Origin of the sequence: Streptacidiphilus sp. EB129 (genome assembly GCF_041262645.1) — a bacterium.
In the GTDB taxonomy this organism is placed as follows: Bacteria; Actinomycetota; Actinomycetes; order Streptomycetales; family Streptomycetaceae; genus Streptacidiphilus.
Map to the genome: position 1 here is coordinate 359,898 of NZ_JBGCCS010000001.1, position 19,058 is coordinate 378,955.

Consider the following 19,058-nt stretch of genomic DNA (forward strand, 5'->3'; position numbering starts at 1 on the left):
CACCGCACGTCCATATGACTGGGGAGACACGAATGGCGCTCAAGGCCGTTACCGACGCGAGTTTCGACGAGGATGTCCTGCAGAGCGACAAGCCGGTTCTGGTGGACTTCTGGGCCGAGTGGTGCGGCCCCTGCCGCCAGGTCGCGCCGAGCCTGGAGGCGCTTGCCGCCGAGTACGGCGACCAGATCGAGGTGGTCAAGCTCAACATCGACCAGAATCCGGACACCGCCGCCAGGTACGGGGTCCAGTCCATCCCGACGCTGAACGTCTATCAGGGCGGGGAGGTCGTCAGGACCATCGTGGGAGCCAAGCCGAAGGCAGCCCTCGAGCGTGACCTGGCCGACTTCATCGGAGGGCAGTGACGCCACGCCGACCCGGCCGGGCGGCCAGGAGGGCTTCCCGGCGCCGGGCACGCACCACTGACAACCGCGCATGCCGGCCTTGGGGCAACGCCCGGATTCAGCTCCCGCGCCGGTACGTGCCGGGTGCCGTCCCGTGGGTGCGTTTGAACGCGTTGGCGAAGGCGAACTCGGATGTGTAGCCCACCTGGGCGGCGATGGACCTCAACGGTGCGTCCGATGTCCGCAGCAGGCGCGCTGCCGTGGTCATCCGCCACCAGGTCAGGTATCCGAGGGGCGGTTGGCCGGTCAGCATGGCGAAGCGCCGGGCGAACGGTGCCCGGGAGAGCCCGGCTTCCGCGGCGAGTTTCGCCACTGTCCACGGCGATGCCGGGGCTCGGTGGATGGCGTGGAGTGCGGCGGTGACCGGCGGGTCGTTCAGTGCGGCGGCCCAGCCGGTGGTGCTGCCCCGGGAGGGCTGTTCGTTGAACCAGAGGCGCAGGATGTACAGCAGCAGAGTGTCCAGAAGTGCGGGGACGGCCGCGTCCGTGCCCAGGCGCGGGTGCTCCACCTCGGCGGCCAGGAGCGCCACGGCTGCGCCCAACTCGGGACGGTGGCCCGCGTGTGCCGGCAGGTGGATCAGATCCGGCAGGGTCAGCAACAGCGGGTGAGTACGGGACGCGTCGAGCTCATAGGCCCCGCAGAGCACGGTGGTGACCGGACCGCCGTCTCCGCTCCGGTCGACGCTGTCCGAGGCACAGCGCTCCGAGAGCTGGTGGTCGCCGGGGCCGCAGGCGGGGGCTGTGGCCAGGGATTCGGGACTGTCGGCCAGGGTGTGCCCCCACCGAGGCCGCGTTGCGCGCCGGACTGCTGCAGACGTTCTTCCCCGTGGACCTGCCCTACACGCTCGGCTGGGACGTCGCCGGCACCGTGGCCGAGATCGGCACGGGGGCGGACGGGTTCGCGGTCGGTGACCGGGTCATCGGGCGGCTCGACGGCGGAGGTGCGGCTGCGGAGTACGTGCGTGCGTCCGTCGCCGTGCTGGTCGCGGTGCCGGACTCCGTCCCTCTCGCGAACGCCGCCGCTCTTCCTGTGGCTGGTCTGACGGCATGGCAGGCGGTGTTCGAGCACGGGAACACAGCCGCCGGGAAGCGGGTGCTGATCAATGGTGCGGGCGGCGGCGTCGGTGGCTTCGCGACGCAGCTCGCGAAGTACGCCGGGGCAGAGGTGATCGCCACCGCCAGCGCCCGCAGTGCCGAGACGGTCCTGCGGCAAGGGGCGGACCGAGTGATCGACTACACCACCGGGCCGGTCGGCGCCGCGCTCGACGGCCCGGTGGACACTCTGCTCAATCTTGTCCCGTTGAGCCCGCCGGACGCCGCGGCTCTGGTGCCTCTGGTGCGACCGGGCGGGCGGATCGTCTCGATCGCGACCCCGGTCGAGCCACCTGCCGACGCCGGGGTGACGGCGATGCACATGGTCGCCCGCAACGATGTGGCGCAGCTGGCGGCGCTGGTGGAACTCGTCGACGCGGGCGCGGTCACCATCGACATCAGCCAGTCACGCCCACTGGCCGACCTCGCGGACATCCACCGCTCCAGCGACGCCGGCCGGACCCGAGGCAAGGTCGTCATCATCCCCTGAGACCGGGCGGCCGAACGTTCCCCCCGGCCCCCGTGCACCTATCTGGCGGGCACGAGAGCGGACGGCGCAAACACACGCGCATGCCTGTGGCCGAAGGCGATCCTCACCGTCCGTCAGGAGCTGATCCTGCCCACGCCAGGGAGATGGGCGCGGGCACTACGCCTTCTGCCGGGCCACGGTGCGGGCGCGTTCGTCGAGTTCGCGGGCGGCGCGGTTCTGCCGATAGGGGCGCAGGCTGATGCGCATGGTCTGGAAGTGGTCGTCGCCTCGCGCCGAGGAGACGAAGGCGTAGTCGTCGAGAAAGACCTGCCAGGTGGCGCAGGCCGCTTCGACGTGGCCGAGTTCGAGCTGACGCTGGGCCAGGAGGCCGTTGGCGTGCACGCGGCCCTGACGTTCCTGGGTGGGGCGGACCCGGTTGGACTGCTGGAGGGCCTTGATGGAGCCGGGCAGGTCGCCGAGTTCGTACAGGACATGGGCGGTGTGGAACTGGTAGGCGGACTCGTCGTAGCCGCCCACCGCGTCGCGTCGTGAGTCGGCCTTGGCCAGCGCGGTCTCGGTCTCGCGGAGCCGGGCGAACGCCTGGTTGCGGTCCTTGACCATGGCCGCGCCGTGGGCCTGCTGTCCAGCCAGGAACGCCTGGAGGCGGGGGCCGGCAGCGGGCGCTGCCTCGGAGGCGGAGTCGGCGAGTTGGAGGGCCTTGTTGCCGTAGCCGAGGTTGGAGGCCTGCAAGGCCATACCGCGCAGGGTGCGGCAGTAGGTCACGTGGTCCTTGGCTGCGGCGGCCAGGTTGAGGGCCTGGACATAGTACTGCTGGCCCAGGCCGTGGGCCTTCTCGTACATGGCCATCCAGCCGGTGAGGTACACCAGGTCGGAGGCGGCGCCGAGCATGTCGGTCCTGACCCGTTCGTTGGCGGATGCCTTCAGGTAGGGACCGACGGTGTTGACCAGGAATGCGGCAGCCATCGGGCGGGCGTGGGCGCCCCCGAGTTCGTCGAGGATATCGGCGATGCGGTCGGTCATGGTGCGCACCGTGCTCACCTCGCCGGCCCCGATGTGGGTGGTGCGGCCGGTGCGCGACGCCTCCAGGCGGCCCGAGAGCTCGGTGTAGTCCGGGACCATGAGCGCGGCCGAGTACATCCCGGCGGCCAGTACGCTGCGCCGGGAGGGGTCCATGTCGGCTTGGCCGAGGTCCATCACTGCGGCCACCGGGTCGGTCTGGGGCAGGGCGTCGGCATCGTCTCCGAAGCCGGCCTCGTGGGAGGTGATCGGGCGGCCGAGCTTACGGGAGAGGGCTTCCAGGATGACCGGGCGTACCTGGCGGCGCGGCAGGGTGCCGGTCAGCCAGTGCGACACGGCTGACTCGTCGTAGTTGAGATCGAGCCCTGATTCCAGTCCGGCGCGGTTGACGGCGCGGGCCAACTGTCCATTGCCCCAGCCTGCTTCGGCCATGAGACGGGCGAGCCCCATGTTGGGTGTGCGGGTTCGTACTGCCATGACAACCCCCGAACTTTCAACGCTTTCAAGGTTCTCCGCAGTCTCCTCCGTTCTCACGCTCTGTGTACCCCCGTTGAATGGTTGTCAGCCCAGCGAGGGAAAAGTCCCTGGCCGGGCGGACAGCTCCGGGGTCTGCGCGGCACGGAGGAACGGTGAGGACGGCAACCGTAGCCCTTCCCAGCATCGCACCCCAGCCGAAGAACGCTGCCTGCCAGGAGTGCCCGTGTACCCACCGATCACCTCCCTCGACCCGCTTCCGCGACGCGAGCAGCACGAAGCCGTGGACGAGGCGGCCGCCGAAGTGCCGCTGGCCGACTGCGAGCCGACGTCATGACCAGCCAGGCCGCCTACGGGACGCGGTGGTTCCTCCCGTCCACCCCGGCGGCGGTGGCTGTGGCCCGGGACCGGGCGGTGGCCTCGTTGCGGCTGTGGGGGATCTACCTCGACCCCGATTGCGTGGACAGCATCAGACTGTTGGTCTCGGAGCTGGTCACCAATGCCGTCCTGCACGACCCCGGGCCGGTGGTGACAGTGGGCTTGTACGCCAGTGTCACGAAGCCGTCGGTGGTGATCGAAGTCTTGGACGGCAACCGCGCCCAGCCCGCTGTGCGCAGGGTCGGCGATCAGGCGGAGGACGGTCGGGGGATGCTCCTGGTCGACGCGCTGACCGTCGGCCGCTGGGGCACAGCCACTACCGCGACGGGCAAGCGGGTGTGGGCGGAGCTGCCGCTGCCCGACCAGCCACGAGCGACCCGTCGCCGACAACTGCTCGACTCCCTGATCTCGCCCTTGCAACGCGGCTGGCCGGACGATGTCGGGCCCTCCCGGATTGGTTCACCACCATGGACGTACTCGTCACCGGCGGAGCCGGGTTCATCGGCTCGCACTTCGTCAAGCGAATCCTGCCCGCCAACGACATCGGCCAGGTCACCGTTCTGGACGCACTCACCTATGCAGGGCACATCCACAACCTGGGCGAGGCGTTCCTCTCGCCCAAGCTGACCTTCGTCGAGGGCGATATCCTCGACCGGCCGCTGGTGGACCAACTGGTCCAGCGGCACGAGGCGGTGGTGCATTTCGCCGCCGAGTCCCACGTCGATCGCAGCTTCTACGCGGCGGGGACCTTCCTGACCACCAACGTGATGGGCACGCAGACCCTGCTGGACGCCGCTCAGCGCCACGGCGGCGAACGCTTCGTCCATGTCTCCACCGACGAGGTCTACGGACCGTTACTGTCCGGCTCGGCTGCCGAGGACGCACCTCTGCGCCCTTCGGTCCCCTACGCCGCGTCCAAGGCCGCCTCCGACCTGATCGCGCTCTCATACTGGCAGACCAGCAGGTTGCCGCTGTGTGTGACCCGCTCCAGCAACAACTACGGGCCCCACCAGCACCCGGAGAAGATCATCCCCTTGTTCGTGACCCGGCTTCTCAAGGGGGAGCAGGTCACCTTGCACGGCCGGGGGCAGCACGTCCGCAACTGGTTGCATGTCGCCGACCACTGCGCCGGAGTCGAGCTGGTCCTGCGTCATGGCACTCCTGGCGAGGTCTACAACCTCGGCTGCGGAACCGACCTGACCAGCCGCGAACTGACCGGGATGATCCTGGACGCCTGCGGCGCCACCTGGGAGGCGGTCACCTACATCCCCGACCGGACCGCCAATGACCTGCGCTACTCGATGGACTGCTCCAAGGCGGTCCAGGCGCTCGGCTACCAGCCGCGTCACGACCTCCGGACGGGCTTGGCGCAGACCGTGGAGTGGTACCGCACCAACCCCGACCGGTGGGCGCCGATGTTGCGCAAGCCAACCGCCCTGCTCGAACTGGCCGCGCCCACCGCTGTGGAAGGGAGATCCGGATGACGCTGAACCCCACGCAGGCCGGTGTCAACGCCAGGCCGTTCATCCACGGCCCCGAGGCGGACGCGGTCGCTGCGGTGCTGGCCGAGGGCCAGTACGGGCACAGCCGGGAAACGGAGGCGTTCGAGGGCGAGGTGGCGCAGTTTCTGGGCGTTCCTGACGTGGTGGCTGTGGCATCGGGCACCGACGCGCTCCACATCGCCTTGCTCGTGGCGGGCGTCGGGGCCGGTGACGATGTGGTAGTGCCGTCGATGACGTTCTGCGCGAGCGTCCAGGCGATCGTGATGTGCGGCGCGGTCCCGCGCTTTGCCGAGGTCGACCCCGTCACGCTGTGCATGACCGAACGCACTGTCATGGAGGCCGTCACCCCGGCCACGCGAGCGGTCATGCCCGTGTTGTATGGCGGGCGGGCCGTAGATCTGAGCGCCGTCCACGACACCCTCGCGGCTTCTGGCGTCACGATCGTGGAGGACGCCGCGCAGGCGTTCGGCTCCCGGTGCGGCCTTCAGCGGGTCGGGGCACGCCCGCAGGTGACGACGTGCTTCTCGTTCGGCCCGATCAAGCAGCTGACCTGCGGTCAAGGCGGAGCAATCGTGCCGCGCACCGAGCAGGAGGCCGAGGCTGCGCGCGGTCTGCGGCTTCTGGGCATCGCCCAACCGCAGAGCGAGCGCTTGCGGACTACCGCCTACACGGTCGAGCGCATCGGGCTCCGCGCACCGCTGTCGGGTATCAACGCTGCTATCGGGCGGGTTCAGCTGCAGCACTTCGGGACACTGGAGACCAGACGAAAGACGTTGTGGCGGGCCTACCGGGCTGCTCTGCACAACCTCGACCAGGCGGCTCTGGTCGACGTCGGCATCGACAGCGCGGTCCCTTTCAACTGCGTGGTCCGTGTCCCGAGACGGGACGACGTCTTCCAGTTGATGCACGCCGAGGGGGTAGCAGTGGGCGTGCACTACCCGCCCAACCACCTCCAGCCCGCCTTCGCGCAGTGGCGTCGCGACCTGCCCGCCACCGAGCAGGTGGCGCTGGAAATCCTGAGCCTGCCCTTTCACCCCGCCATGACCACCACGGACGTGGTCCACGTCGTCACCGTGCTCGGCCACGCGTTGCACGCCACCCGAACCAGTGCGTCCACGTCCGCGCGCTACGGGCGGCCCTCGGCGACGACCGACAGCAGTACGTCGACCAGCAGTTCGGCCGCCTCGGGGCGGCCGTGAGCACGCGCCTGGCGCGCCACCTCGGCGCGCCGCCCCGGGTCGGCCAGCAACGGTGCGACGACCTCGCACAGCGCCTCCGGGCTCACTTCGCCGAGCAGCGCGACGGCGGCCCCGGCCCGCTGCAGGTGAGCGGCATTGTGGGCCTGCTCGTTGCCGGCCGATGTGGCCAGTGGAACCAGTACCGATGCCTTGCCCAAGGCAGTGATCTCCGCGATGGTGCCGGCACCACTGCGGGAGACCATCACGTCGGCCAGGGCGAGAACGTCGGGAAGCTCCGGGCCGATGAAGCCGGTGACGAAGTAGCGAGCCGTCAGGTGGGCCGGGAATGTGGCAGCGTGGGCGGTCAGTTCCCCGACGGCGGTTGGCCCGCTCTGGTGGATCACGTTGGCCCGCTCCAGCAGCCACGGCAGGGCGGCGGCCACGGCCTGGTTGATCTGCCGGGCGCCCTGCGCACCGCCGGTGACATACACGGTCGGCAGCGTGCGGTCGAACCCGTACAGGCCGAGCGCCGCGACGGCCTTGTCCGCCTCCCCGACAAGGACCTCCGGACGCACCGGGTTGCCCGTCACCACGGCGGTGCGGCGGGCGGAGTCGGGCAGCAATGCCAGCGACGCCTCCGAAGAGACCGCCACCCGGGCCGCTGCCCGGGCCAACGCCTTGTTCGCCAGACCCAACCGGACGGTCTGTTCATGGATGACCAACGGCGCCCGGCACACCTTCGCCGCCAGGCCAATGGGGACGGCCACGTAGCCGCCAGTGCCCAGCACCACGTCGGGGCGGAAGTCGGCGACGATCGAACGGGCCTGCGCGGCACCCAGCGGCACCCGGCCCATGTCCTTCGCGTTCGCCACGGAGAGCATCTTCAGCGGGTTGCTGGATCGGCGGATCTTGCCCGTGGCCACCGGGGCGAAGGCGATGCCCTCGTCCGTGGCGACGCGCTCCTCAAGGCTCCCGGCGGTCCCGACCCACAGCACCTCCAGCGTACGGCCGTGTGCGGCCAGCCGTGCGGCCAGCGCCCGCACCGCAGTCAGCGCGGGATAGGTGTGTCCGCCGGTGCCGCCTCCCGACACGATCAGGCGAAACGCCCGCTCCGGGCCGAACGGCAGGTCGCTGACGGGGTCGCTGGACATGGCGGGAGTTCCTGTCTGGCTGTGCCGAGGCTGGCCCCGGCCTGACGGACGATTGGGATATTGCCGGACGATAGCAGGCTATTCGCCCATGTGAAGTGAACCATTCATCTACTGAACGCAGTTGAGGAGAGGGGGCGGCGCAACGTGAAGCGTGCAGCCGTGCTCGGTAAAGGCAGTCTGGCCGCCCACGCCTGCGAGACGATCGCAGCACTGCCCGACACCGTTCTGGACACCGTGGTCCCTGTGGCCGAGGAGCCCGACTGGGATATCCGCCTGTCCGGCTACGTGACCGACCGCTGGCCCGCAACGTGCCTCGTGCGCTCGGGCGACTGGCACGACCTGGAGGGACACTTCGACCTCGTCTTCAGCGTGCTCTACGACCGGATCATCGGCCCCGACCTCATCGACCGCGCCGAACACATCATCAACTTCCACCCCGGCCGCCTCCCCCACTACCGGGGGGTACGACCGGTGAACTGGGCCCTCCGGAACCGAGAGAACCTGCACGGCGTGACCATTCACGCCATCGACGCCGGAGTCGACACCGGGCCGGTCCTGGCCGAAGCGTTGTTCTCCATCTGGCCCGAGACCGACGAAGTTTACGATGTCTGGCAGCGCTCCATGGCGCACGGGCGCCTCCTCATCTCCGACACGTTGCCTCGCCTCGATCACATCGCCCCCCGCGAGCAGGACGAAGCCCTCGCAGTGACCCACCACAGCCGAGATAACGCCCAACTGGGCGACCGCAGCGACTGGACCCGACGACATCCCGGCACGACGCGCGTGATCTACACGCGGGCGGTGGCTGCCTGCGCCAGACTTGACGGGTCAGCACGGTGAGTTGTCTGGACCTCTGGAGTGTGCCCGTATGACCGCAGTGCCGCCGTCGCCGCTCGACTCCGAGCCGCAGGACGTCCTTGCGCCGCTCAGCAGTGCGGCGGTGTTCCTCGTGGCGACGATCGATCCGGGCGGGGAACCCGTGGTCAGGGAAGTGCTGGCCGACCTTGCCGGGCTTCGGCGGTCGGTCGGGTTCCGGGTGCCCTCGGCCGGGCTGTCGTGCGTGACCAGTATCGGCTCGACGGCGTGGGAACGACTGTTCAGCGGTCCGAAGCCGGCTGGCCTGCACCCGTTCCGGGAGCTGGCCGGTGACCGGCACCGGGCCCCGGCGACACCCGGTGACCTGCTGTTCCACATCCGGGCGAGGCAGATGGACCTGTGCTTCGAGCTGGCCCTGCGGATTACGGACCGGCTGGCCGGGGCCGTCACCGTCGTCGACGAAGTCCACGGCTTCAGGTACTTCGACGAACGCGACCTGCTCGGATTCGTCGACGGAACCGAGAACCCGGCCGGCCGGGCCGCCCTGGCCGCGGTCTCCATCGGCGCGGAGGACCCGGACTTCGCCGGCGGCAGCTACGTCGTCGTACAGAAGTACCTGCACGACCTGGACAGCTGGAACCGGCTGCCGACCGAGGCGCAGGAGCGTGCGGTCGGCCGTACCAAGCTGTCGGACATCGAGCTGGCCGACGACGTCAAGCCGTCGAACTCGCACGTGGCGCTGACCACGGTCACCGGGCCGGACGGTTCCCAGCAGCAGATCCTGCGCCACAACATGCCCTTCGGCGCGGTGGGGCGAGGCGAGTTCGGCACCTATTTCATCGGCTACTCGCGTACCCCCGAGGTGACCGAGCAGATGCTGCGGAACATGTTCCTGGGCAGCCCGCCCGGCAACCACGACCGGATCCTCGACTTCTCCACCGCCGTGACCGGCGGCCTCTTCTTCACCCCCACGGCCGACCTCCTCGCCGACCTGCCCGAGGCCGCGGAGCCGGCCGGTCAGGTGATCGGTTCGGCCGGGGAGTGAATTAGAGTGTCCGGGTCAACTCCCGTCACCTGGTGACCTGAGAAGGAAATCGCAAACCATGCCGACTGAGACGTTCGAGTTCCAGGTAGAAGCCCGCCAGCTCCTGCAGATGATGATCCACTCGATCTACTCGAACAAGGACGTGTTCCTGCGCGAACTCATCTCCAACGCCTCCGACGCGCTGGACAAGCTGCGCCTGGAGGCCCTGCGCGACGAGGCGCAGGGCGCCGACGTCTCCGACCTCCACATCGATATCGAGGCCGACCAGGACGCCCGCACCCTCACCGTGCGCGACAACGGCATCGGGATGTCGCACGACGAGGTGGTGCAGCTGATCGGGACGATCGCGAACTCCGGTACCGCGACGTTCCTGCGGGAGCTCAAGGAGGCCAAGGACTCGGCCGCCACCGAGGGGCTGATCGGGCAGTTCGGCGTCGGGTTCTACTCGGCCTTCATGGTCGCCGACCAGGTCACCCTGCTGACCCGGCGGGCCGGCGAGACGCACGGCACCCGCTGGACGTCCAGCGGTGAGGGCACCTACACCATCGAGACCGTCGACGAGGCGCCGCAGGGCACCACGGTCACGCTGCACCTCAAGCCGGTGGACAACGAGGACAAGCTCTACGACTACGCCTCTCCCTGGAAGATCAAGGAGATCGTCAAGCGCTACTCGGACTTCATCACCTGGCCGATCAGGATGGCCACCGAGGGCCCCGACACCGCCACCGCGGCGACGGAGGGGGACGAGGAGCCGCCCGTGCCGCGTGAGCCGGAGACGCTGAACTCGATGAAGGCGCTCTGGGCGCGTTCGCGCGACGAGGTGTCCGACGACGAGTACCACGAGCTGTACAAGCACATCAGCCACGACTGGCACGACCCGCTGAAGACGGTCCGGCTGCAGGCCGAGGGCACCTTCGAGTACCAGGCGCTGCTGTTCATCCCGTCGCAGGCGCCGCACGACCTGTTCATGCAGGGTCACAAGCGCGGCGTGCAGCTGTACGTGAAGCGCGTGTTCATCATGGACGACTGCGAAGAGCTGATGCCGCCGTACCTGCGCTTCGTCAAGGGTGTGGTCGACGCGCAGGACCTGTCGCTGAACGTCTCGCGCGAGATCCTGCAGCAGGACCGCCAGATCCAGATGATGCACCGCCGGCTGGTGAAGAAGGTGCTGTCCACCCTCAAGGAGATGATGGCCGGCGAGCCCGACCAGTACCTGACCTTCTGGCGGGAGTTCGGCCGGGTCCTGAAGGAGGGGCTGCTCAGCGACTTCGAGAACCGCGACAGCATCCTCGGCGTCTGCTCGTTCGCCTCGACGGCGGACCCGGAGGCTCCGACCGCCCTGAAGCAGTACGTGGAGCGGATGAAGGACGGGCAGGAGCACATCTACTACGTGACCGGCGAGTCCCGGCAGAGCATCGAGAACTCGCCCCACATGGAGGCCTTCCGGGCCAAGGGCATCGAGGTTCTGCTGCTCACCGACCCCGTGGACGAGGTCTGGGTCGAGTCCGTTCCCGAGTTCGACGGCCGGCAGTTGCGGTCCATCGTCAAGGGCGAGGTGGACCTCGGCACCGAGGAGGAGAAGAAGGAGGCCGGGGCCGAGCGCGAGAAGCGGCAGCAGGAGTTCGCCGAGCTGCTGACCTGGATGACCGGGCAGCTGGACGCGGAGGTGAAGGAGGTCCGGCTCTCCTCGCGGCTGACCGTCTCGCCCGCCTGCGTCGTCTCGGACACGAACGACGCGACGCCGGCCCTGGAGAACCTCTACCGGGCCATGGGCCAGGACGTGCCGCGCGCCAAGCGGATCCTCGAACTCAACCCGGACCACCCGCTGGTCAGCGGCCTCAACCGGGCGCACACCGAGGCCCCGGACGGGCCCGGCACCGCCGAGGTGGCGGAACTCCTGTACGGCATGGCGCTGCTCGCAGAGGGAGGCGAACTCAAGGACCCGTCGCGGTTCATCACGCTGATGGCGGACCGCCTGGAGCGCACGCTGTAGGAGCCGTTGGCGGTAACAGGCGGCGGCAGCATTCGGCGGCAGCGTTCCGTGCGGCGCCGCACCCCGTGGTCGTCGGGGTGCGGCGCCGGGTACGGCGGGGTGGCGCGCCGTACACTGTCGGAGTCGCCATCCCGTGCGCGGGCCCGCCCCGGGTGCGCCGGCCCACCCCCGCGGGTATCCCCACGTGCCGATGGAAGAGGGAAGGCAACCACCGTGCTCGACGCCGACGACGTCCGTCGTATCGCCCTGTCCCTGCCGCAGACGGTGGAGCGGGAACTCTGGAACCACCCGACCTTCCACGTCGCGGGCCGCATGTTCGTCACCGTCCCCGACGAGGGGACGTCGTTTGCCGTGCGCTGCCCCAGGATCGACCGCTACGAGCTGATGGCCTCCGAGCCGGAGAAGTTCTGGGTGCCGCCGCACGAGGCCAACTCCTCCTGGGTGCGGGTCCGGTTGAAGGCGCTGGAAGGACTGGACGAGCTCCGCGACATCCTGGTCGACTCCTGGCGCCAGGCCGCGCCCACCGAGCTCGCCGACACCTACCTCCCGCCGGGGACGGGCCGGTGACGACGTCCGTCCGCGTTCAACCGGGCTCGCCGGTCCAGTGACCGACCAGCTCCCGGTAGGTGGGGGAGTTGGCCAGCAGTTCGCGGTGGGTGCCGGTGGCGGTGCCGGGGCCGTCCATCAGCAGGACGCGGTCCGCGCGTTGGGCTGAGCTGATGCGGTGGGCGATGACGATCAGCGTGCCGGGGCGGGCGCGGAACGCCTCCTCGATCCGGGCCTCGGCAGCGGGGGCGAGGTGGCTGGTGGCCTCGTCGAGGATGACCAGTGCGGCCGGGGACAGGTAGGCGCGGACCAGGGTGATCAGCTGCTTCTCACCGGAGGAGAGGGCCCGGGTGTCGAGGTGCGCGCCCAGTCCGCCGAGGCGGTGCAGCAGGGGGGCCAGGCCGAGCAGCTCGGCGGCGCGGCCCATCGCGTGGTCGGTCGCGTCGGAGCGCAGATAGCCGAGGTTGTCGCGCACGGTGCCGTCGAAGACGTAGGCCTGCTGGGGGATCAGCGTCCTGAGGGTGGCGAGTTCCCGTGGTGGGAGGGTGTCCAGGGGCACTCCGCCGAGGCGGACCGCTCCGCCGGTCGGGGTGGTGAGCGCGGCGACCAGGTTGGCGACGGTGGACTTGCCCGTGCCGCTGGGCCCGACCAGGGCGAGGTGCTCGCCGTCCGCCAGGCACAGCGTCAGCGCGTCCACCACCGGTTCGGCCTGCGGGTGGTAGGCGAAGGTGACGTGGTCGAGGTCGACGCCGGACCCCTGCGGGCTGCGGGCGCCGACTGCCGGAGGACGCTCGGGGGGCTGTTCGGCCGGGGCCTGGGAGGTGGTACGGGCGAGGCGGTCCAGGGCCACCGTCAGCCGCAGGCCGGAGGCGCCGATGCCCTGGACGAGGGTGCGCAGGGCGGGTTCGAGGCTCAGCGTGAGGTACGCGAGGGCGCCGACCACGGCGCCGGGGGGCAGGCCGTGGCGGACCAGGCGCGCGGCGTCGATCACGATGAGCGCCGCGGGCAGGTGGGCTCCCACGCCGACGGCCAGGCGACGCAGGGTTCCGATGCCTGCCAGCGCGTACCGGGCGCGGGTCTGGGTGCTGACGGAGTCGTCCAGGACGGTACCGCTGCGGTCGGCGGCGCCGCAGGCGATGACGTCGCGCAGGGCGGTGAGGTTCTCGGTGGCGAGGTGGGCGAACTCCTCCTCGGCTGCCAGCAGCGCGTACTGACGGGTGGCCAGCAGGGGCATCAGCAGGACGAAGAGCAGCAGCGCCGCGCCCAGCGGGATGCCGATCAGGGGCAGGAAGGCGGTGCCGAGCGAGGCGGCGCCGAGGATGACGAAGACCGCGGTGATCGCGAAATGGCGGATGACGAGGAGTTGGCCGGCGACGCAGTCGCGGACCGTCTCGATCTGGCGGGTGAGGCGGGAGACCGCGGTGGTGTCGGGGGCCAGGGCGTACTGGGGCGCGCTGAGCGTGGCGGTCACGACGCGCCGGGTGAGGGCGTCGCGCAGCGGCTCGACGACGTCGGCGAGGTGGGGGTACACCTGGCGCTGGCCCCAGGCGCCGACGACGGTGGCGGCGCCGAGGGCGAGCAGCCAGCCGATGCCTGCGGCGACGTGGCCGGCCAGGAAGCCCGCGTCCAGGGCCTGTGCGATCAGGCGTCCGGACAGTGCGGCGGGGAGCGCCTCCGCCGCGGTCCAGGCCGTCATCAGGACCAGCGGGCGCTTGCGCAGCCGCAGTTGACCCCAGAGCAGTGCCCAGCCGGTCGGGCCGACCCTCGCCCGGTTCCTTCCGGTCTTCCGCATCCCGGTCCGGTTCACTCGGACCTCGCGCTCGCGTGGCGCGGCGGGATGGCGCCCGTCTCTGTGGTGTCCGGATCTGTGCTGTCCGGATCTGTGCTGTCCGGCGCGGTGAGGGCGGCAGTGCCGTCGGCCGGGTGGGGGCTGAACAGGGCTCGGTAGGACGGGTCGGCCCACAGGGTGCGGTGCGGGGCGAGGGCGCGCAGGCGGCCGTCGGCGAGCCAGGCGACCAGGTCGGCGTCGGCCGCCGTGGTCACCCGGTGGGCGATCAGGACCCTGGTGCGTCCGGGCAGGGCGCGTCGCAGGGCGGTGCTCACCCGGGCCTCGGTCGCGGTGTCCAGGCTGGAGGTGGCGTCGTCCAGGATGAGCAGGCGTCCGGCGTGGGCGATCGCCCGCGCCAGTCCCAGCCGCTGTGCCTGGCCCGCGGACATCGGCGCGCGGCGCAGGGGCGTGTCGTAGCCGTGCGGCAGGCGTGCGACGAAAGTGTCGGCGTCGGCCGTGCGCGCGGCTTCGCGTACCCGTGCGGCGTCCGGCGTCGGCGGACCGCCGAAGGCCAGGGCGTCGCCGACGGTGTCCCCCAGCAGCACCGGCTGGGCGAACGCGTAGGTGACCGCGCGGCGCAGGTCGTGCGGGTGGAGGTCGCGCAGCGGGACGCCGTCCAGCAGCACGCGGCCCTCGTCCGGGTCGATCAGCCGGCCGATCACCGCCGCGAGGGTGGATTTCCCCGCCCCGGTGCGGCCCACCAGGGCGACGCTGGTGCCGGCCGGGACGCGCAGGGACAGTCCGCGCAGCACGGGTGTGGACCCGAGGCGCACGGTGACGTCCTCGACGACCAGTTCGCCCGGCCCCTCGGACAGGGGACGGTCGCCGGGGACCATCGTCGGGTGCGCGAGCACGTCGGCGATGCGGACCGCTCCGGCCCTGGCCCGCGCGAGGGCGAGCAGGCTCTGGGCGCTGCCGAGGAATCCGAGCGCGAGCGTCGTGTAGCCGACGGCCGCCAGCAACTGCCCGGGGCTGACCTGCCCGGCGCCGACCTCGGCACCGGCCACGCTCAGCACGGTGATCTGCAGGATCGGCAGCAGCAGACCGGTCCGCCAGAGCACGGTGCGCTGGCTCTCCCACAGGGCGCGTCCGGCCCGGTTCAGTTCGGGCAGGGGTGCCAGCACCCGTTCGACCTCGCGGTCCCGGGTGCCGCTGGCGTTGATGGTGCGGATCCCGGCCAGGGCGTCGAGCAGCCGGTTCACCAGCGCCGCCTGCGCCCGCTGGTAGTCGGTGGCGACCAGCGAGGCACGCCGTACGAACAGCCGGACCATCACGAAGCCGAGCGGCGCGCCGAGCAGGACGACCACCGCGAGCCAGGGATCGATCAGCGCGAGGGCGACGACCGCACCGAGGGAACCGGCCGTCTGGACCGCGGCGTAGCCCAGGGCCGCGCTCGCGGCACCCGCCTCGGGCGCGCTGGTGACCAGGCGTCCGACCAGATCGCCGGTGGTGTAGCGGTGGGTGCCCGGAACGCCGATCGCCAGGCAGTGCCGGATCAGACGGCGGCTCAGATAGCCGGTGTTGTGCGCGGCGCACCAGGGTTCGGCGAACTGGGTCAGGGTCTCCGCCGCGGTCAGGACGCCGAGCAGGGTCAGGAAGACGGGTACCGCGTCGTTGCGGGAGCCGCTGAGTCCGGCGTCCACCGCGCGGGCCAGGGCGGCGGGCAGCAGGACCGCCGCCGTGGTGCTCACCACGACCGAGAGCAGCAGGGCGGCGGTGGGCACCGCACCTGCGCGGGTGCACTGCCGCAGCAGCCGGTCACCACGCCGACCGCGCAGCGCTTCGGTCGGCTCCGCCATCGGCACTGCGTCCGGCTCCGTGTCCGGGTCGGCGTACGGCGCCGCGTCCGGGGCTGTGTGCGGCTCTGCGTCCGGCTGGTCCGCTCCCATCTGGGGCGCTTTCTGCTTGAGGGCTGGTGGGGCCGGGCCGCACGGGTGTCCCGGGCGCTCGCGCGGGGCCCGCGTCGCTGTGCCGGCCCCGGGGGCGGATGCCCCCGGGGCCGGCCATGACCGGAGCGGTTCTCACCGCGTGCCGGTGACGTTCAGGTGCGTGTCGTGTTGGCCGTGGGGATCAGAGGCAGAGAATGGTGCTGGTGGTGCTGACACCACAGTTGATGACGCTCAGGGTGCTCTCGTTCTGCTCCTCACCGACGGCCTCGGGCAGTTCCAGGCCCTGCAGCTCAAGAATCTCCATGACTGTTCTCCTTCACTGGTGCGGCGTTCCCCCGGCCGGTCGGCCGGGCGGCAGGTGGGGGCACGGTGGCCGTGCCCGATGGTGGGCCCTGGGCCCGGTGTGCTGACTGCGGCTCATCCGACTGCGGCACATCCGCCGGACGCGACGGTGCTGCTCTCCCGTGCGGGTCGGCCGCGGGTGGTCCGGGCTGGCGCGGTCGTGGCTGGCGCGGCGGTGCTCCAGGGCAGGAAGGGCGTGTCCGCCAGTGCGGTGCCGAGGGCCAGCAGAACCCCGGCGGAGCCGGTGGCGAGGTCCGTCGACAGGCGCAGCAACTGGTCCCCGGGGAAGGCCAGGTGGCCGTGATAGGAGACCTGGTGCCAGGCCAGGAGCCGCCGGTGCCGGTCCGCGACCGCCAGGACCCGCGCGGTGTCGGGGCCGCCCCGACGCAGCAGGCGGAGGTAGCCGAGCAGTCCGGCGCGGCCGTTGAAGAGCCCGGGCTGGACGATGAACTCGGGCTCGGCCGCGCGCCGGACCGCCTCCTGACGACTGGCCAGAGCGGAGTCGGGACGATGGACCAGCAGGTTCTCCAGGACCAGTCCGATGCCCGCGCTGCCGGATTCGAGGTAGGGCAGGACCCGCGCCCCGTCGTGGACCTGGACGGTGCCGTCGGCATGCGTCACGCACTGGTCGAGGTCCCGGCGGAGCGCCGCCTCGGCCCGGTCCAGAAGCCCGGGCTCGCCGGTGTGCTCGTAGAGGCGGAGGAAGGCGAGGGCGGTGCCCGAGGCCCCGTGCATCAGGCCGACCTTGGCGGCTGCCGGGCCGGACGGCCCGTCACCCCGGATGCCGTCGGCCCGGATGGCGTCGGCGCGGACGGCGTCGGCGCGGTGGGCGAGGGCGAGTGCCTGGTCCAGCAGGCGCTCGTCCTTGGTCGCGGCGGCGAAGTGCAGCAGGGTCAGCGCCACGCCGGACAGGCCGCCCGCCAGCCCGGCCCCCAGCTCGTCCACCGGGCTCAGGGCGAGGCGTTCCAGCAGGTCGAGGGCCTCGTCCTGCTCGCCCAGCAGGTCCAGCACGTAGGCGGTGCCGTGGCCGCCGGTGTACAGGCCGGGGGTGGCCGGTCTGGCGCGCGCGGCATGGATGAGCCAGCGGACGTGCTCGGGGTTGATCCCGGCGCCGGTGGTGTGCAGGGCGTAGAGCACGCCTGCGGCGCCGTAGGCCAGGCCGATGCCGTCGTGGGTGAACTGGGCGACGTCGCCCGGGAAGAGACGGTCGGTGCGGTCGGGGGTCGCGGTTGCGCCGATGCCGGCCGCGAGCGAGTCGCGGATCGCCTCCCAGTCGGGCTGCGGGGCCGCGAGCAGTGCGGTCAGCTCCGCGCGGCGGTGGCCGAGGGCCTCCAGGCCCGGCCGGACGGCCGTCGGCCGGGGCACGAGGCGTTCGCGGATCTGCGCCGTGCAGCCGGCCGGTATCGGGAAACGCTGCTCGATGGCATCGGCGAGGTCGTCGGCCTTGCCCGGGTCGAGCATCAGCAACTGCGGAAGCGGCAGGAAGAGCCAGAGCCGCAGCGCGGCCAGCGCGAAATGGTCCAGCTCCGTGCCGGTGTGGCCGGCCGGGGCCGCGAATCCGGCCGCGCCCAGCGCCGGGCGGGTGAACTCCTCAATGGGGCTGGCCAGTTCGAAGTCGACGAAGACGACCGTGCCGTCCGGGCGCAGGATCAGGTTGCGCGGGTGAAGGTCGCCGAAGACCACGCCCCGGGCATGGATGGCGTCGAGACCCTGCTCCACCCGGTCGAGGATGTCCAGGGCCCGTCTGGTGTAGGCGGCCACGTCGGCGGGGTCCGGGTCCGGGTGGACCAGCGGGTACTCGTGGATCAGCCAGTCGTTGAGGGTCTGGCCCTCGATGAACTCCTGCACCAGGAAGTGGTGCTCCCAGGTGGTGAGATGGGCCCGCAGCCCCGGCACCGAGGGGAGCCCGTCGAGGCGGGCGAGGATGTCGCGCTCGTGCAGCAGGCGGGCCACCGCGTCCGTTCCGCGCTGGTCCAGTCCGGCGTGCGGACGGGCCTCCTTGAGCACCACCTGCTCGCCCGAGTCGCGGTCCCGGGCCAGGTAGATACCCCCGGCATTGGAGAAGTGCAGGGCCTTCTCGACCGCGTAGGGCAGTTGCCGTCCCCGGCCGGCGGCGCGGGCGGCGAGCACGGGCTGGAGGAACTCCGGGACCGGCGCCCAGGACGGCACCTCGAACACGGCGGCCCGCACATCGGGCACCAGCCGGCCCTCGGGGTCGGCGAACGCCAGCACCTGCTCGCCCGTCCCGGTACGGCACCAGCGCTCGGCGAACGCCCCGTACCGCAGGTAGAGCGGGCCCTCGCCCCAGCGCAGGTCGCTGAGGATGTACGGGCCCTGACGGCCCTGCAGCCGGTCGCCCAGGTCGACCAGACATCGTTGGAGCTGGGCGTCGTCGGCCGGATACAGGGTGCAGAACTTCCCGCTCGATCCGCGCGGGGCGTACTTGGCGTTCTGCACCTGGAGCATCGGCAGCCCGCGCAGGTACTTGAACGAGATCCGCTCGCCCAGGCAGTAGGCGCGGACCACGTCCAGGATCTCCTCGGCGTTGTCCAGGCAGGCCGAGACATGGATCTTCCAGCCCTGCAGCGGCAGCCGGACCCCGTCCGGGTGCGCCGCGGCCCACACGCCCCGGTCCTGGGCCGTCCACCCGGCCGGCAGCGGGGCCGCGACCTGGGGGAACTCCTCGACCGAGCCCCACCGGACCGGCGAGTCGTAGAACACCGGATCGGCGTAGGAGTAGGCCTCGTAGCGCATGTCCACGGCAGATCCCCTCGCTCGTCGGGCTGTCATCTGGGGCATGTACGCGTCACTTCCTCGACGACCAGGAGCCTAGGCGGCTTCCGACGCCATGGGCCAGAGGAGCCGGGCGCTTTGGCTCAATCCATCGACCACCAACCATCCGCCGCCGGCCCGGCGG

15 protein-coding genes and 1 pseudogene are annotated in these 19,058 nt (G+C 71.2%); 9 read left to right on the forward strand and 7 right to left on the reverse strand.

The window, feature by feature from the left end:
* Positions 1 to 32: 32 nt before the first annotated feature.
* Positions 33 to 362, forward strand: coding sequence for a thioredoxin (gene trxA, locus ABH925_RS01650; protein ID WP_370144792.1), 330 nt, complete (start codon positions 33 to 35; stop codon positions 360 to 362).
* A gap of 97 nt (positions 363 to 459) precedes the next feature.
* On the opposite strand, the gene ABH925_RS01655 is transcribed toward trxA, so the two are convergent.
* Positions 460 to 1,170: an AraC family transcriptional regulator gene (locus tag ABH925_RS01655; protein WP_370144936.1), complete on the reverse strand. Its 711-nt coding sequence runs from the start codon at positions 1,168 to 1,170 to the stop codon at positions 460 to 462.
* A gap of 23 nt (positions 1,171 to 1,193) precedes the next feature.
* Here ABH925_RS01655 and ABH925_RS01660 point away from each other — a divergent pair, with 23 nt between their 5' ends.
* Positions 1,194 to 1,982 (forward strand): NADP-dependent oxidoreductase, encoded by a 789-nt coding sequence (locus ABH925_RS01660; RefSeq protein ID WP_370144793.1) that lies wholly within the window; start codon positions 1,194 to 1,196, stop codon positions 1,980 to 1,982.
* A gap of 156 nt (positions 1,983 to 2,138) precedes the next feature.
* Here ABH925_RS01660 and ABH925_RS01665 read toward each other — a convergent pair whose 3' ends face one another.
* A complete protein-coding gene (locus tag ABH925_RS01665; RefSeq protein WP_370144794.1) occupies positions 2,139 to 3,476 on the reverse strand; it encodes a hypothetical protein in 1,338 nt (445 codons plus the stop codon).
* A gap of 330 nt (positions 3,477 to 3,806) precedes the next feature.
* Here ABH925_RS01665 and ABH925_RS01670 point away from each other — a divergent pair.
* From ABH925_RS01670 to ABH925_RS01680, 3 genes and pseudogenes are all read left to right on the forward strand, one after another.
* Positions 3,807 to 4,133, forward strand: a pseudogene (locus tag ABH925_RS01670) (ATP-binding protein); the annotation flags it as partial.
* Positions 4,134 to 4,318: 185 nt separating this feature from the next.
* On the forward strand, positions 4,319 to 5,335 hold the full coding sequence (rfbB, locus tag ABH925_RS01675) for a dTDP-glucose 4,6-dehydratase (protein WP_370144795.1): 1,017 nt from the start codon (positions 4,319 to 4,321) through the stop codon (positions 5,333 to 5,335).
* Positions 5,332 to 6,552, forward strand: coding sequence for a DegT/DnrJ/EryC1/StrS family aminotransferase (locus ABH925_RS01680; protein WP_370144796.1), 1,221 nt, complete (start codon positions 5,332 to 5,334; stop codon positions 6,550 to 6,552). The genes rfbB and ABH925_RS01680 overlap by 4 nt, the downstream gene beginning before the upstream one ends.
* On the opposite strand, the gene ABH925_RS01685 is transcribed toward ABH925_RS01680, so the two are convergent.
* Complete coding sequence (locus ABH925_RS01685) at positions 6,480 to 7,682, reverse strand: glycosyltransferase (protein ID WP_370144799.1); 1,203 nt, start codon at positions 7,680 to 7,682, stop codon at positions 6,480 to 6,482. The genes ABH925_RS01680 and ABH925_RS01685 overlap by 73 nt on opposite strands.
* A gap of 144 nt (positions 7,683 to 7,826) precedes the next feature.
* Between ABH925_RS01685 and ABH925_RS01690 the strand changes: the two genes are divergently transcribed.
* From ABH925_RS01690 to ABH925_RS01705, 4 genes are all read left to right on the forward strand, one after another.
* The gene (locus tag ABH925_RS01690; RefSeq protein WP_370144800.1) at positions 7,827 to 8,522 is read left to right on the forward strand and encodes a formyltransferase family protein; all 696 of its coding nucleotides are present in this window, start codon (positions 7,827 to 7,829) and stop codon (positions 8,520 to 8,522) included.
* A 28-nt stretch (positions 8,523 to 8,550) separates the two neighbouring features.
* On the forward strand, positions 8,551 to 9,543 hold the full coding sequence (locus tag ABH925_RS01695; RefSeq protein WP_370144801.1) for a Dyp-type peroxidase: 993 nt from the start codon (positions 8,551 to 8,553) through the stop codon (positions 9,541 to 9,543).
* Positions 9,544 to 9,601: 58 nt separating this feature from the next.
* A complete protein-coding gene (gene htpG, locus ABH925_RS01700) occupies positions 9,602 to 11,536 on the forward strand; it encodes a molecular chaperone HtpG (protein WP_370144802.1) in 1,935 nt (644 codons plus the stop codon).
* A 213-nt stretch (positions 11,537 to 11,749) separates the two neighbouring features.
* On the forward strand, positions 11,750 to 12,103 hold the full coding sequence (locus tag ABH925_RS01705) for an MmcQ/YjbR family DNA-binding protein (RefSeq protein ID WP_370144803.1): 354 nt from the start codon (positions 11,750 to 11,752) through the stop codon (positions 12,101 to 12,103).
* Between the two features lie 16 nt (positions 12,104 to 12,119).
* Here ABH925_RS01705 and ABH925_RS01710 read toward each other — a convergent pair whose 3' ends face one another.
* The 4 genes from ABH925_RS01710 to lanKC form a co-directional block, all read right to left on the reverse strand.
* Positions 12,120 to 13,874, reverse strand: a complete 1,755-nt coding sequence (locus tag ABH925_RS01710; RefSeq protein ID WP_370144804.1) for an ABC transporter ATP-binding protein — start codon at positions 13,872 to 13,874, stop codon at positions 12,120 to 12,122.
* 11 nt (positions 13,875 to 13,885) lie between these two features.
* A complete protein-coding gene (locus ABH925_RS01715; RefSeq protein WP_370144805.1) occupies positions 13,886 to 15,799 on the reverse strand; it encodes an ATP-binding cassette domain-containing protein in 1,914 nt (637 codons plus the stop codon).
* Between the two features lie 181 nt (positions 15,800 to 15,980).
* Positions 15,981 to 16,103 (reverse strand): SapB/AmfS family lanthipeptide, encoded by a 123-nt coding sequence (locus ABH925_RS01720; protein WP_370144806.1) that lies wholly within the window; start codon positions 16,101 to 16,103, stop codon positions 15,981 to 15,983.
* 113 nt (positions 16,104 to 16,216) lie between these two features.
* A complete protein-coding gene (gene lanKC, locus ABH925_RS01725; protein ID WP_370144937.1) occupies positions 16,217 to 18,895 on the reverse strand; it encodes a class III lanthionine synthetase LanKC in 2,679 nt (892 codons plus the stop codon).
* Positions 18,896 to 19,058 lie beyond the last annotated feature (163 nt).

Excerpts from the sequence above, each read along its gene's own strand:
- lanKC (WP_370144937.1), bottom strand. The coding sequence starts at position 18,895 with ATGCGCTACGAGGCCTACTCCTACGCCGATCCGGTGTTCTACGACTCG.
- trxA (WP_370144792.1), top strand. The coding sequence starts at position 33 with ATGGCGCTCAAGGCCGTTACCGACGCGAGTTTCGACGAGGATGTCCTG.
- htpG (WP_370144802.1), top strand. The coding sequence starts at position 9,602 with ATGCCGACTGAGACGTTCGAGTTCCAGGTAGAAGCCCGCCAGCTCCTG.
- rfbB (WP_370144795.1), top strand. The coding sequence starts at position 4,319 with ATGGACGTACTCGTCACCGGCGGAGCCGGGTTCATCGGCTCGCACTTC.
- ABH925_RS01710 (WP_370144804.1), bottom strand. The coding sequence starts at position 13,874 with ATGCGGAAGACCGGAAGGAACCGGGCGAGGGTCGGCCCGACCGGCTGG.
- ABH925_RS01720 (WP_370144806.1), bottom strand. The coding sequence starts at position 16,103 with ATGGAGATTCTTGAGCTGCAGGGCCTGGAACTGCCCGAGGCCGTCGGT.
- ABH925_RS01665 (WP_370144794.1), bottom strand. The coding sequence starts at position 3,476 with ATGGCAGTACGAACCCGCACACCCAACATGGGGCTCGCCCGTCTCATG.
- ABH925_RS01695 (WP_370144801.1), top strand. The coding sequence starts at position 8,551 with ATGACCGCAGTGCCGCCGTCGCCGCTCGACTCCGAGCCGCAGGACGTC.
- ABH925_RS01715 (WP_370144805.1), bottom strand. The coding sequence starts at position 15,799 with ATGGGAGCGGACCAGCCGGACGCAGAGCCGCACACAGCCCCGGACGCG.
- ABH925_RS01680 (WP_370144796.1), top strand. The coding sequence starts at position 5,332 with ATGACGCTGAACCCCACGCAGGCCGGTGTCAACGCCAGGCCGTTCATC.
- ABH925_RS01685 (WP_370144799.1), bottom strand. The coding sequence starts at position 7,682 with ATGTCCAGCGACCCCGTCAGCGACCTGCCGTTCGGCCCGGAGCGGGCG.